This is a genomic window from Xanthomonas sp. GW (genome assembly GCF_014236815.1).
Taxonomy (GTDB): domain Bacteria; phylum Pseudomonadota; class Gammaproteobacteria; order Xanthomonadales; family Xanthomonadaceae; genus Xanthomonas_A.
Map to the genome: position 1 here is coordinate 1,064,905 of NZ_CP051189.1, position 11,994 is coordinate 1,076,898.

10 protein-coding genes are annotated in these 11,994 nt (G+C 70.4%); 2 read left to right on the forward strand and 8 right to left on the reverse strand.

Going from position 1 to position 11,994, the window contains the following annotated elements:
* Nucleotides 1-45 precede the first annotated feature (45 nt).
* Complete coding sequence (gene waaA, locus HEP73_RS04540; RefSeq protein ID WP_185822287.1) at nucleotides 46-1,365, forward strand: lipid IV(A) 3-deoxy-D-manno-octulosonic acid transferase; 1,320 nt, start codon at nucleotides 46-48, stop codon at nucleotides 1,363-1,365.
* 234 nt (nucleotides 1,366-1,599) lie between these two features.
* Here the strand turns inward: waaA and HEP73_RS04545 are convergent, their stop codons facing one another.
* The 3 genes from HEP73_RS04545 to HEP73_RS04555 all read right to left on the reverse strand — a co-directional run bounded on the left by HEP73_RS04545 (nucleotide 1,600) and on the right by HEP73_RS04555 (nucleotide 4,431).
* Nucleotides 1,600-2,964, reverse strand: a complete 1,365-nt coding sequence (locus HEP73_RS04545; RefSeq protein WP_185822288.1) for a TolC family outer membrane protein — start codon at nucleotides 2,962-2,964, stop codon at nucleotides 1,600-1,602.
* Between the two features lie 18 nt (nucleotides 2,965-2,982).
* On the reverse strand, nucleotides 2,983-3,642 hold the full coding sequence (locus HEP73_RS04550; RefSeq protein WP_185822289.1) for a protein-L-isoaspartate O-methyltransferase family protein: 660 nt from the start codon (nucleotides 3,640-3,642) through the stop codon (nucleotides 2,983-2,985).
* 129 nt (nucleotides 3,643-3,771) lie between these two features.
* Complete coding sequence (locus HEP73_RS04555) at nucleotides 3,772-4,431, reverse strand: TetR/AcrR family transcriptional regulator (RefSeq protein WP_185815318.1); 660 nt, start codon at nucleotides 4,429-4,431, stop codon at nucleotides 3,772-3,774.
* A gap of 380 nt (nucleotides 4,432-4,811) precedes the next feature.
* On the opposite strand from HEP73_RS04555, the gene HEP73_RS04560 reads away from it, so the two are divergent.
* Complete coding sequence (locus HEP73_RS04560) at nucleotides 4,812-7,706, forward strand: two-component regulator propeller domain-containing protein (protein WP_458309649.1); 2,895 nt, start codon at nucleotides 4,812-4,814, stop codon at nucleotides 7,704-7,706.
* 188 nt (nucleotides 7,707-7,894) lie between these two features.
* On the opposite strand, the gene leuB is transcribed toward HEP73_RS04560, so the two are convergent.
* From leuB to HEP73_RS04585, 5 genes are read right to left on the reverse strand one after another with little or no spacing between them, the layout of a single operon-like run.
* Complete coding sequence (leuB, locus tag HEP73_RS04565; RefSeq protein ID WP_185822291.1) at nucleotides 7,895-8,986, reverse strand: 3-isopropylmalate dehydrogenase; 1,092 nt, start codon at nucleotides 8,984-8,986, stop codon at nucleotides 7,895-7,897.
* On the reverse strand, nucleotides 8,976-9,554 hold the full coding sequence (leuD, locus tag HEP73_RS04570; RefSeq protein WP_185822292.1) for a 3-isopropylmalate dehydratase small subunit: 579 nt from the start codon (nucleotides 9,552-9,554) through the stop codon (nucleotides 8,976-8,978). Before leuD ends, leuB begins: the two co-directional genes overlap by 11 nt.
* Nucleotides 9,554-9,760, reverse strand: coding sequence for a hypothetical protein (locus tag HEP73_RS04575; RefSeq protein ID WP_185823296.1), 207 nt, complete (start codon nucleotides 9,758-9,760; stop codon nucleotides 9,554-9,556). Before HEP73_RS04575 ends, leuD begins: the two co-directional genes overlap by 1 nt.
* Nucleotides 9,760-11,175: a 3-isopropylmalate dehydratase large subunit gene (gene leuC / locus HEP73_RS04580; RefSeq protein WP_185822293.1), complete on the reverse strand. Its 1,416-nt coding sequence runs from the start codon at nucleotides 11,173-11,175 to the stop codon at nucleotides 9,760-9,762. The genes HEP73_RS04575 and leuC overlap by 1 nt, the downstream gene beginning before the upstream one ends.
* Before the next feature lie 36 nt (nucleotides 11,176-11,211).
* Nucleotides 11,212-11,994 (reverse strand): class I SAM-dependent methyltransferase, encoded by a 783-nt coding sequence (locus tag HEP73_RS04585; protein ID WP_185822294.1) that lies wholly within the window; start codon nucleotides 11,992-11,994, stop codon nucleotides 11,212-11,214.

Sequence of the window (11,994 nt, forward strand, 5' to 3'; positions counted from 1 at the left end):
GCGATCGTCTGCCGCCTGCACGACGCAACCCGCTATGCTTTCGCGATGCGCAACGATTTCATCGAACGGCTGCTGCGCGGCCTGTACTCGACCGTGCTGTACATGCTGCTGCCGGTCACCGTCTATCACCTGGTCTGGCGCGGGTTCCGCGTGCGCCAGTACTTCCAGCGCTGGGACGAGCGTTACGCCTCGTATCCGCAGGCGCGCGGGCGGCCGCGGGTGTGGCTGCACGCGGTGTCGGTGGGCGAGGTCAACGTCGCTGCGCCGGTGGTCAACGCGCTGCGCGCGCAGCGCCCGGACATCCGCTGGGTGATCACCACCATCACCCCGACCGGCTCGGAGCGGGTGCGCGCGCTGTGGGGCGATGCGCTGGACCACGTCTACCTGCCGTACGACGTGCCCGGCAGCGTCGGCCGTTTCCTGCAGCATTTCCGCCCGAGCCTGGCGCTGATCCTGGAAACCGAGCTGTGGCCGAACATGCTGTTCGGCTGCCGCGACCGCGATATCCCGGTCTACGTGCTAAATGCGCGGCTGTCGGCACGCTCGCTGCGCGGCTACCGCCTGCTGCGGCCGTTGATCGGGCGCGCGCTGCGCACCGTCACCTGCGTGGCCGCGCAGTCGCAGGCCGATGCCGAACGCTTCATCGAACTCGGCGCCAATCCGCAGCAGGTGCGCGCGCTGGGCAACCTGAAGTTCGATATCGCCGTGCCCGCGCAGTTGCCGCAGTTCGTCGCCGCGTTCGGCGAACGCGTGGCGGCGACCCGGCCGGTGTGGATCGCCGCCAGCACCCACGAGGGCGAGGAGGCGGCGGTGATCGAGATGCACCGGCAACTGCGCCGGCACTGGCCGGACCTGCTGCTGCTGTGGGCGCCGCGCCATCCCGAACGTTTCGCCAAGGTCGAGGCGCTGGCGCGCGACCAGGGCTGGCGCGTGGCCACGCGCCGCCAGCAGCAGTGGCCCGGCGCCGAGGACAGCGTGTTCGTGATCGATACGCTGGGCGAACTGATGATGTTCTATGCCTGCGCCCAGGTCGCCTTCGTCGGCGGCAGCCTGCAGCCGATCGGCGGGCACAACCTGCTGGAGCCGGCCGCGGTCGGCACGCCGTCGGTGAGCGGGCCGCACCTGCACAACTTCGCCGAGATCTCGCGGCGCATGCGCGAGGCCGGCGCGGTGGCGATCTGCGAAGACGCCGCAGGGGTCTGTGCGGCGCTGCACGAATTGCTCGGCGACGCGGCCGCGCGCGCGCGCATCGCCGAAGCCGGCTGCGCGCTGGTCGCAAACGGCCGCGGCGCGCTGCAGCGCGCGCTGCAACTTATCGCCGAGCATCTGCCGCCGGTGGCGCACGACGCGCCGGCCAACGAGTAGCGCGGTTTCGACGCGGGCATTGCAGTTGGCTGCGCGTTGTAGAAGCGGCTTGAGCCGCGACAGGATCTATCGGTAACGCCGTCGCGGCTGAAGTCGCTCCTACAAGTGGCATCCTGATCTGGATCGGAAGTCCCTGGCGCCATCAGGCGTTCCTTCCACCCTTACGCCGGCACCAAGCAAAAACGGCGGACCCGAAGGCCCGCCGTTCGCGGTAGCGCAGTTGCCGGCGCAGCGTTACTGGGTGCTGCTGGCGGAGTTGAGCTTGGATTCGGCGCTCTGCGTCAGCAGCGCGTTAATCGACTGCACTTCGGCCACGTCCAGCGAGCCCAGCGCCTGGCTCAGCAGCAGGCGGTTCTGCAGGAAGTTGTAGCGCGACTGCGCGTAGTTCAGCTGTGCCTGGTACAGGGTGCGCTGGTTTTGCACCACGTCCAGCACGGTGCGCGTGCCCACTTCCAGGCCGACCTGCGAGGCGTCGTACGCGGCCTGCGCCGAGACCACCGCCAGGCGCCGCGCCTCGATTTCGCTGATGCCGGCGACGACGGTCTGGTAGGCGTTGCGGGTATTGCGGTCGAGCGCGCGCTTCTGCTGCTCGAACGTGTCCTGGGCGATGTCGCGCTGCGACAGCGCCTGGCGCACCGCCGACTGGGTCGCGCCGCCGGCGAAGATCGGGATGTTCAAGGTCAGGCCGATGACGTTGCTGTCCGCGCGCGGCGAATTGCTGCCTGAGAGGTTGTCGCCCCAACTGGCATCGCGGCCGGCGCTGGCCGACAGGTTCAGCGTCGGCAGATGGCCGGCGCGGGCGGTGGAGACGTTGTCTTCGGCTTGCTGCACCTGGTACTGGTAGGCGCGCAGCGACGGGTTCTTGTCCAGCGCCGAAGCGATCAGGCTGTCGATGTTGCCGCTCTCGGCCGGCAGCTGCGGACGGAAGTCCTCCGGCAGGCTGCGCAGGTCGTGCACCGGCTGCCCGGTGATCTCGGTCAGTGCCTGGTACAGGTCCTGCAACGAATTGCGCGCGGTGATCGTGTCGGCGCGCGCCTGGTCGTACTCGGCGCGCGCTTCGTGCACGTCGGTGATCGGCGCCAGGCCCACTTCCAGGCGCTTGTCGGCGTAGTCGAACTGCTTCTTGGCAGCGGCTTCGTTGGTTTCCGCGGCGACCAGCGACTCGATCGCGACCAGCACGTTGAAGTAGGCGGCCGAGGTGCGCACGATCAGGTCGTCGTTGGCCGATGCCAGCGTGTAGTCGGCGGCCAGGCTGCGCGCCTTCTGCGCGCGCAGGGTCGAGAACTGGGCGAAGTTGACCAGCGTCTGCTGGCCCTGGATCGCGTAGCTGCGGCTCTTGCCGGTGTTGTCCAGTTCGCCGCTGCCGCGCTGGGTTTCGCTATGGCTGCGCTGCAGCGAGGCGGTGCCGTTGATCTGCGGCAGCAGCGCCGCGCGCGCTTGCACCGCGCCTTCCTTTTCGTACAGCCGGTTCGATTCCGCGCTGGCCAGCTGCGGGTCGCTATTGCGGGCCATTTCGTAGACTTGCAGCAGGTCCGTGGCGTTGGCGGCCAGCGGAAACAGCGCGGCGGCCAGCGCCAGAACGAGGGATCGGCGGATCATTGCGGCTTCCTTGATGGATCAGAATGTGAACTGGGGGACTGGCGCGGCGCCACGCAGGTAGTACGCCAGGTCGGTTTCGAACAGCGATTCCACGCGCGGCGCGCCGGCGTCGGCGTGGACCAGCACCGCGTCCATCACCGGGGCGCGGCCGCGGACCGCGAACAGGCGGCCGCCGGGCCGCAGCCAGGCCAGGAACTGCGCCGGGATCTCGGTGACCGCGGCGGTGACGCAGACCACGTCGAAGCGGCGCTCGCTGTGCCAGCCGAACGCGTCGGCGGTCTCGATGCGCACGTTGCTGCCCAGCCCGGCGGCATCCAGGTTGGCGCGCGCGGCGGCGGCCAGGGCCGGCTCGATCTCCAGGCTGACCACCTCGCGGCCGAGCTCGCCCAGGCAGGCGCTGATGAAGCCGCTGCCGGTGCCGATCTCCAGCACGTCCTCGCCCGGTTGCAGGTCCAGCGCCTGCAGCATGCGCCCTTCGATCACCGGCTTCATCATGTACTGGCCGTGCCCAAGCGGGATTTCCAGATCGGCATAGGCCACCGCGCGGTGGCTTTGCGGCACGAAGGTCTCGCGCGGCAGCCGCGCCAGCACCTCGAGCACGCGCAGGTCGAGCACGTCCCAGGGACGCACCTGCTGTTCAACCATCGTTTCGCGGGCTTGGGAATAGTCGATCGTCATCTGGGGCATCCAACGCGGTGGGTCGCGCATTTTAGCCGGCGCGGGGGCCGTGCGTATGTTGCAGCATCGCCGCAGCGATGCCGCCGCGCGCAGTGCCGGAAGTCATCGGGCCGGCCGGCCGGCGCGGACTCAGCGCGCCGCATAGGCGCGCAGGAAGAAATCCACGCTGGCCTCGACATGGGCCTGGATCCGCGCCCGGCTGGGGTCGCGGCACAGGCCGCACATCATCAGCGAGTGCAGTTCGCCCTTGATCAGGCAGAAGAACTGGGAGGCGGCCAGGCCCAGGTCGGCAATCTCCAGCTCGCCGGCCGCCACGTGCGCCTGCAGCAACTGCGCCAGATCCTGCTGGGTGCGTTTGGGACCGGCATTCCAGAACATCTCGCGCACGTGCTCGTCGCCGGTGCCGGGGGCGAGCATCATGCGGTGGGTGGCCATCGCCGCCTCGCTGCTGATCATCGCGAAGAAGGCCAGGCCGATCTCCACCAACTGGGCGCGCAGCGGGCCTTTCAGCGCATGCCCGAACAGGTCGTCGGGCAGCAGCGCCTGGCACTGCGCGCGCACCGCCTCGGCGAACAGGGTCTCCTTGTCGCCGTAATGGCTGTAGACGGTGAGCTTGGATACCCCGGCGCGGGCGGCGATGCCGTCCATGCTGACCCCGCCGAAGCCCAGCTCGGTGAACATGTGCTTGGCCGCGTCCAGGATCGCCGCACGCTTGCCCATGTCCTTCGGACGGCCCGGTCCGGCGGCGCGGGAAGAGGCTTTGGGGGAGAGAACGGGTTTGCTGACCATGACGGCAATACTAGACCAGTCGGTTCGATATTTATACTACACCCTTAAGTTCACTATTCAGGATGTCAGCCGTGCCCGCCCTGGTCCGCCGATCGAACGGATCGGTGCGCCTGGCATTGGGCCTGAGCGGCGTCATGGACTGCCGCCGTTCGGCAATGTGAGGAACGTCCTGACATCGGCGGCGAACATGTAGTGATAAATTGGCTTCTCGTGCGGTTTGGAGACCGCGTGCTGCCGAGGGCATGATTCGGGAAGCAATGGAGCAGGGGGACCGGCGTCACACAACCATCGGCAGCGCGTCTGCGCTGCGCCGACGCCTGCGCGGGCGCATCGGTTTGTTCCTGATGCTGCTGTGCGCCTGCTGCGCGGCAGGGTCCGCTGTGGCCCAGGCAACGCTGCCGGTGACCGCGCGCAGCATCACCGACCGGCCGACGGTGGTGCGCTGGACGATGGACGAAGGCCTGCCGCACAACCTAGTGCATGCGCTGGCGCAGGACCGCGACGGCCTGCTCTGGATCGGCACCTGGGAAGGCGTGGCGCGCTTCGATGGCCGCGCCTTCACCGTGTTCGACCGGCAGAACACCCCGGGCATGGAGATGTCCGGCGTGTTCGCGATCGTGCCCGAACGCGACGGCGGGGTGCTGGTCGGCACCGCCTACGACGGCGTATTTCGCTACGCGGGCGGCACCTGGGAGCATCTGGGCGATGCGCCTGCGCAGCGGCTGCAGGTGGCGTCGATGCTGCGCGCCCGCGACGGTGCGTTGTGGGTCGGCAGCGAGGACGGCTTGTTCCGGATCGAGGCCGATGGCCGCCTGAGCGCGGCCGGCGCGGCCGCCGGGCTGCCGAAGACCCGGGTGGCGGCGCTGCTGCAGCAGGCCGACGGCAGCGTGCTGGTCGGCACGGCCCACGGATTGTTCCGCCTCGACCCGGCCACGGGCCGCGCGCGGCGTTGGGGCCGCACGGAGGCGATGCGCACCGCGCCGGTACGGCGGCTGAGCCGCGATCGCGACGGCGGGTTGCTGGTCGCCGGCGACGCCGGCGTGTTCTGGCTGCACGCCGACGGCGCGCTGCAGTGGTTGCGCCAGGGCCAGCGCGTTGATGCCGCGTTGCAGGATCGCCAGGGCCAGTTGTGGATGAGCCTGTCCAGCGGCCAGTTGCTGCGGCGCTCGTCGAGCGGGGTCAGCGAGGAGATGCTGTCGATCTCCGGCGTGGTCAGCCCGGCGCTGATCGAAGACCGCGAAGGCCTGATCTGGGCCGGCAGCACCGACGGCTTGTTCCGCGTCGCGGTGGGCGATGCCGGCGGCCTGACCCGGCACGACGGCCTCGGCGGCGATTACGTACGCGTGGTGCAGCAGAGCGCCGATGGCGCGGTCTGGATCGGCCATGCCGCGGGCCTTGATCGCTGGCAGCACGGCCGCATCGCCACGTTGCGCATCGCCGCCGCCGGCCGCGATCCGTCGGTGCTGGCGCTGGCCGCGGCCAACGATGGCGGCATGTGGGTCGGTACCTACAACCAGGGAGTCCTGTTGCTGGCGCCCGACGGTGCGGTCCGGCAACGGCTCGGCACCGAGGCCGGGATCCCGCAGGCCATGGTGCGGGCGTTGTTGCAGGATGCGGACGGCGGGCTGTGGGTCGGCAGCAATGCCGGCCTGGCCTATCGCAACCGTGGCCGCACCCGCCTGTACACCCTGGCCGACGGCCTGCCGGCGCTGCAGGTGCAGGCGCTGTACCGCGATCGCACCGGCGTGCTGTGGATCGGCACCAGCGACGGCATCGCGGCGCTGTCGGCCGAGGGCACGCTGCGCCGCTGGCCGGCCGGCGCAGCGTTCCCCGCGCACAACGCGTTCGATTTCCTGGAGGACGCCGACGGCGCGCTGTGGATCGCCAGCGACCGCGGCCTGCTGCGGCTGCGCGACGGCCGCTTCCGCATCTACGACCATCGCGTCGGGCTGCCGCGCGACAAGCTGTTCCGGGTCATCGACGATGGCAAGGGACATCTGTGGGTGACCAGCAACCAGGGCGTGTTCCGCATCGCCCGCGACAGCATCGCGCAACTGGATGCCGGCCGCCGCACGCAGTTGGCGGTGGACGTGGTGGATCGCAGCGACGGCATGCCCGGCAGCCAGGGCAACGGCAGCAGCGCGCCGGCCGGCTGGCTGAGCCGCGACGGCACCTTGCTGATCCCGACCTCCGCCGGCCTGGCGCTGATCGACCCGGCGCTGCCCAGCCGGCATTCGCTGCGCGCACCGGCGGTGGTGATCGAGCGGCTGCAGGTCGATGGCCGCGAGCAGCCGCTGCGCGCCGACTACCGCTTGCCCGGCAGCGTCGGCCGGCTCAGCGTCGACTACGCCGGACTGAGTTTCCGCTCGCCGAACAAGATGCGCTACCGCTATCGCCTGCATGGCTTCGACCGGCAGTGGATCGATGCAGGCAGCAGCGAGGAGGCGGTGTATACCAACCTGCCGCCTGGCGAGTACCGGCTGGAAGTGCAGGCGACCACCAATGCGATGGACTGGTCGCGCAGCGATCTGGTCGGGCGCGCCTCGCTGCAGTTGGACGTGGTGCCGCCGTTCTGGCAGCGCGGTCCGTTCGTGGTGATCGCGGCGATCGCGTTCAGCGGCCTTCTGTTGTGGTGGTACCGCGGCCGCAGCAATCGTTACCTGCGCCGCCAGCGCCGGCTCAACCGCATCATCGCCGAGCGCACCCACGAACTGCGCGCGAAGAACCTGGCGCTGAAGCTGGCCGATTTCGAACGCGAGGAGCTGGTGCGCAAGCTCGCCTACCAGGCCGGCCACGACGCGCTGACCGGCCTGCCGAACCGGCGCACCGCCGATCCGCACCTGACCGCGGCGCTGGAGCATGCGCGGGCCACGCAAACGCCGCTGTGCGTGGCGCTGCTGGACATCGACAACTTCAAGCGGATCAACGATCGCCACGGCCACGAGATCGGCGACGAAGTGCTGCGCCGGGTCGGCGAGGTGCTGCGCGCCACGCTCGGCGAACAGGCCTTCGCCGCGCGCCACGGCGGCGAGGAGTTCCTGCTGGTGCTGCCGGGTCTGGACCGCGAGCAGGCGCGAGCGCGGCTGGACGACCTGCGTCGCCGCGTCGCCGCGATCGTGGTCCACGACGTCGATGGGCGCACCGTGCAGTGCACGGCCAGCGTCGGTTTCGCCTGCGTCAGCCCGGCGCTGCAGAGCCGGCGCGAATTGCTGGTGCTGGCCGACCAGCGCCTGTACCAGGCCAAGCACGAAGGCCGCGATCGGGTGATCGGCTAGGCGCCAAAGCGCAGGTGCACCCTTGGAGGAGCGGCTTCAGCCGCGACACACAGCACGGCGAGCCTGCGGCGCGGAATCCTGTCGGGGCTGAAGCCCCTCCTACAGGAGCGATCCGCGCCGCCCGACGCGCGAGCCTTCGGCCGCTGCCTATCCGCGCAGCGACCGAACGCAGTGACCAATCCCACTACCTACTCGCGAATCTCGGCCTCCACCGACCCATGCGCCTGCAGCTGCTCCACCACCGCGCGTGCGGCCGCGTTGGTGGAAATGCCATGGCCGGGGGCGGCTAGGTCGGCGGTGAAGGCGTGCGCGTTGAGCGCGGCGTCCACGGCCTGCTCGATCGCCTCGGCTTCGGCATCCAGGCCCAGCGAATGGCGCAGCAGCAGCGCGGCGCTGAGGATGGTGGCGTAGGGATTGGCGATGCCCTTGCCGGCGATGTCCGGCGCCGAGCCGTGGATCGGCTCGTACAGGCCGATGCGGCCTTCGCCCAGCGACGCCGACGGCAGCAGGCCCAGCGAACCGGCGAGCATCGACGCCTCGTCGGTGAGGATGTCGCCGAACATGTTCTCGGTGACGATCACGTCGTACTCGCGCGGCTTGGCCAGCAGGTGCATGGCCATCGAATCGACCAGCTGGTGCTCCAGGCGCACGTCCGGGAATTCGTCGCGGCCGATGCGCGTGGCCACGTCGCGCCACAGCCGCGAGGTCTCCAGCACGTTGGCCTTGTCCACCGAGGTGACGTGGTTGCGGCGCTGCTGGGCCAGGCGGAACGCGCTGCGCAGCACCCGTTCGATCTCCTCGACGCTGTAGCGGCACAGGTCGCTGGCGTCGGTGGCGGTGCGGGTCTTGTCGCCGAAATAGATGCCGCCGGTCAGCTCGCGCACCACCACGATGTCCACGCCGGTGAGCAGGTGCGGCTTGATCGGCGAGGCGTCCAGCGCCGCCGGATGCGGCTTGACCGGGCGCAGGTTGGCGAACAGGCCCAGGCCGCGGCGGATCGCCAGCAGGCCCTGCTCGGGGCGGATCTTGGCGTTGGGATCGGACCACTTCGGCCCGCCGACCGCGCCCAGCAGCACCGCGTCGGCCTGCTGGCAGGCGGCCAGCGTCGCCGCCGGCAGCGGCTCGCCGTGGCGGTCGATGGCGATGCCGCCGATGTCGTGCTCGTGGAACTCGAACGTGTGCTGGTAGCGGCGGGCGATGGTGCGCAGCACCGAGACCGCGGCGGCGGCGACTTCGGGGCCGATGCCGTCGCCGGGCAGGACGACGATGTCAGCGTGCATGGGCGGCCTCGTACTGTTCGATGGCGGGTTGGCGCAGCAGCAGGTAGCCGAGTTCGTCGACGCCTTCGAGCAGGCAGGTCTGCGAGAACTCGTCGAGCGGGAACGGATAGACGCGGCCGTCGGGCGTGCGCAGTTCGCGCGCGGCCACGTCCACGGTCAGCGCGTCGTCCGGGCGCTGCATCAGGGTCTGCACGTCGGCCTCGTCCAGCACGATCGGCAGCAGCCCGTTCTTGAGGCTGTTGTTGCGGAAGATGTCGGCGATCTCGCTGCTGACGATGGCGCGCAGGCCCAGGTCGGTCAGCGCCCACGGCGCGTGCTCGCGCGAGGAGCCGCAGCCGAAGTTGCGCCCGGCCAGCAGGATCTGGCGGCCGGCGTTCTGCGGCTGGTTGAACGCGAACTCCGGGTTCGGTGTGCCGTCGGCCTGCCAGCGCCAGTCGTTGAACGCGTTGCGGCCGAGGCCGGCGCGCTCGGTGGTGGACAGGAACCGCGCCGGGATGATCTGGTCTGTATCGATGTTGGTCTGGCGCAGCACCACGCTGGCCGAGGTGAGGGCGGCGAATCCGGCCATCAGCAGGTCTCCTGTGACACGGTGGCGGTGGCGGTGGCGGTGGCGGTGGCGGTGGCGGCGACGGCCGCGTCGGGCAGCGTCGCCGGCGGCAGCGCCGGAGTGGGGACGTGCGGCGGCAGCAGCGGCTTGCCGCGATGGGCGAAGGCGCGGGTGGTGGCGGCGACGAAGGTCAGCGTGGCCGCGAGCGCGGCGATGTGCGGGACCATCACGCGACCTCCGCGAACAGCGTGCGCGGGTCGCTGACCTTGCCGTTCACCGCGGCCCAGGCCGCGGTCATCGGCGAGGCCAGCAAGGTGCGCGAGCCGGGACCCTGGCGGCCTTCGAAATTGCGGTTGCTGGTGCTCACCGCCAGTTGCCCCGGCGCGACCAGGTCGCCGTTCATCGCGATGCACATCGAGCAGCCGGATTCGCGCCACTCGGCGCCGGCGGCGCGCACCACCTCGTGGATGCCCTCGGCCTCGGCCTGGCGCTTGACGATCTCCGAGCCCGGCACCACCAGCATGCGCACGTTCGGCGCGACGCGGCGGCCGCGCAGCACCTGCGCCACTTCGCGCATGTCGCTGAGCCGGCCGTTGGTGCACGAGCCGACGAACACCACGTCCACCGGGGTGCCGATCAGCGCATGGCCCGATTCGAAATGCATGTAGTCCAGGCCCTTCTGCGCAGCCGCGTCCTGCGCCGCCGGAATCGGCACGTCCACCGCGATCGCGGTGCCCGGGTGGGTGCCCCAGGTCAAGGTCGGGCGGATGTCGCGCGCGTCGATGCGCACGTCCACGTCGAAGCGCGCGCCCGGATCGCTGCGCAGCTGCGACCAGCGCTGCACCGCGGCGTCGAACTCAGCACCCTTGGGCCCGCGCGGCGTGTTCGCCATCCAGTCGAAGGTGATCTGGTCCGGCGCGACCATGCCGGCGCGCGCGCCGGCCTCGATCGACATGTTGCACAGGGTCATGCGCTGCTCCATGTCCATCGCCTCGATGGTGGAGCCGCGGTACTCGAGCACGTGGCCGGTGCCGCCGTTGACCCCGATTACGCCGATGATGTGCAGGATCACGTCCTTGGCGCCGACGCCCGGCGCCAGCGGCCCGTCGACGGTGATCGACATGGTCTTGGCCTTGCGCTGCAGCAGGCATTGCGTGGCCAGCACGTAGCCGACCTCGCTGGTGCCGATGCCGAACGCCAATGCCCCGAAAGCACCATGCGTGGAGGTGTGGCTGTCGCCGCAGACGATGGTCATGCCGGGCTGGGTGAAGCCCTGCTCGGGCGCGATCACGTGCACGATGCCGCGGTTGTCCGAGGCCATGTCGAACAGCTCGATGCCGTAGTCGGCGCAGTTGCGCGCGAGCATGTCCACCTGCGCTTCGGAGGCCTCGGTGTAGTAGGGCAGCTTGCCGTCGGCGCCGCGCGGCAGGGTCGGCGTGGAATGGTCCATCGTCGCCTTGGTGCGGTCGGGACGGCGCGGCGCCAGCCCGCGCGCCTTCAGTTCGGTGAACGCCTGCGGCGAGGTCACCTCGTGGATCAGGTGCAGGTCGATGTACAGCACCGCCGGGGCGGTGCCGCTTTCGGGGACGACGACATGCGCGTCCCACAGTTTGTCGTACAGGGTGCGGGGGGCTGGGTTCATTGCCGATAACCTTGCGTGGGTCTGGAACGGGCGGGCTCAGGCGTCGGCCTGGGCCGGTACCATGGCGTGGAAGCGCAGGCGGACGTAGTCGGCGCTCCAGCGGCCGCGATCGTCGCACAGCGTTGGCGTCAGCAATGCGACGGCGGTAGCGAGAACGTCCTGCCGTGTTGTGGCGTTCAGGCCGACCAGGAACGGGTCGGCGAAGGTGCGTAGCCAGCCGGCCATGCCGGTCGGCAGCGGCGTGGGCCGCGGCAGCAACGCGATCTGCAGCACCTGGAACCCGTGCGCCTGCAGGCGCTGTGCATAGGCTTCAGCGCTGGGGAAGAACCAGGCGAACGCCGCTGCCGGCGCGCCATGCAGGCGCAGCGCCGCATGCAGCGCGGTGACGATCGCCGCCACGTTGCCGTGGCCGCCGAATTCGCCGACGAAGCGACCGCCCGGACGCAGCGCGCGGCGCACGCCGCCCAGCACCAGGTCCGGCTCGCGCATCCAGTGCAGTGCGGCATTGCTGAACACCGCGTCGAAGCGCTGCTCGAACGCCAGCGCATGGCCGTCCAGCACCTGCGCGTCCACGCCGCGTGCGCGTGCGGCGTCGACCAGTTCGGGCGATGCGTCCACGCCGAGCACCTCGGCGCCGCTGGCGGCCAGTTTGGCGGTCAGCACGCCGTCGCCGCAGCCCAGGTCGAGGATCCGCTCGCCCGGCTGTGGTGCCAGCAGCTCCAGCACCGGCGTGCCCAGTGCCGGCACGAAGCCGGCATCGTCGGCATAGCCCTGCGCGTTCCAGCGTTGGCCGGCGGCGGGCACGATGGTTGCGCTCAT

Bases quoted from the DNA above. Each gene is read 5' to 3' on its own strand.
- leuC (WP_185822293.1), bottom strand. From the start codon at position 11,175: ATGAACCCAGCCCCCCGCACCCTGTACGACAAACTGTGGGACGCGCAT.
- HEP73_RS04585 (WP_185822294.1), bottom strand. From the start codon at position 11,994: ATGAGCGCAACCATCGTGCCCGCCGCCGGCCAACGCTGGAACGCGCAG.
- HEP73_RS04575 (WP_185823296.1), bottom strand. From the start codon at position 9,760: ATGGTCCCGCACATCGCCGCGCTCGCGGCCACGCTGACCTTCGTCGCC.
- HEP73_RS04545 (WP_185822288.1), bottom strand. From the start codon at position 2,964: ATGATCCGCCGATCCCTCGTTCTGGCGCTGGCCGCCGCGCTGTTTCCG.
- leuD (WP_185822292.1), bottom strand. From the start codon at position 9,554: ATGGCCGGATTCGCCGCCCTCACCTCGGCCAGCGTGGTGCTGCGCCAG.
- waaA (WP_185822287.1), top strand. From the start codon at position 46: ATGCGCAACGATTTCATCGAACGGCTGCTGCGCGGCCTGTACTCGACC.
- HEP73_RS04555 (WP_185815318.1), bottom strand. From the start codon at position 4,431: ATGGTCAGCAAACCCGTTCTCTCCCCCAAAGCCTCTTCCCGCGCCGCC.
- leuB (WP_185822291.1), bottom strand. From the start codon at position 8,986: ATGCACGCTGACATCGTCGTCCTGCCCGGCGACGGCATCGGCCCCGAA.
- HEP73_RS04550 (WP_185822289.1), bottom strand. From the start codon at position 3,642: ATGACGATCGACTATTCCCAAGCCCGCGAAACGATGGTTGAACAGCAG.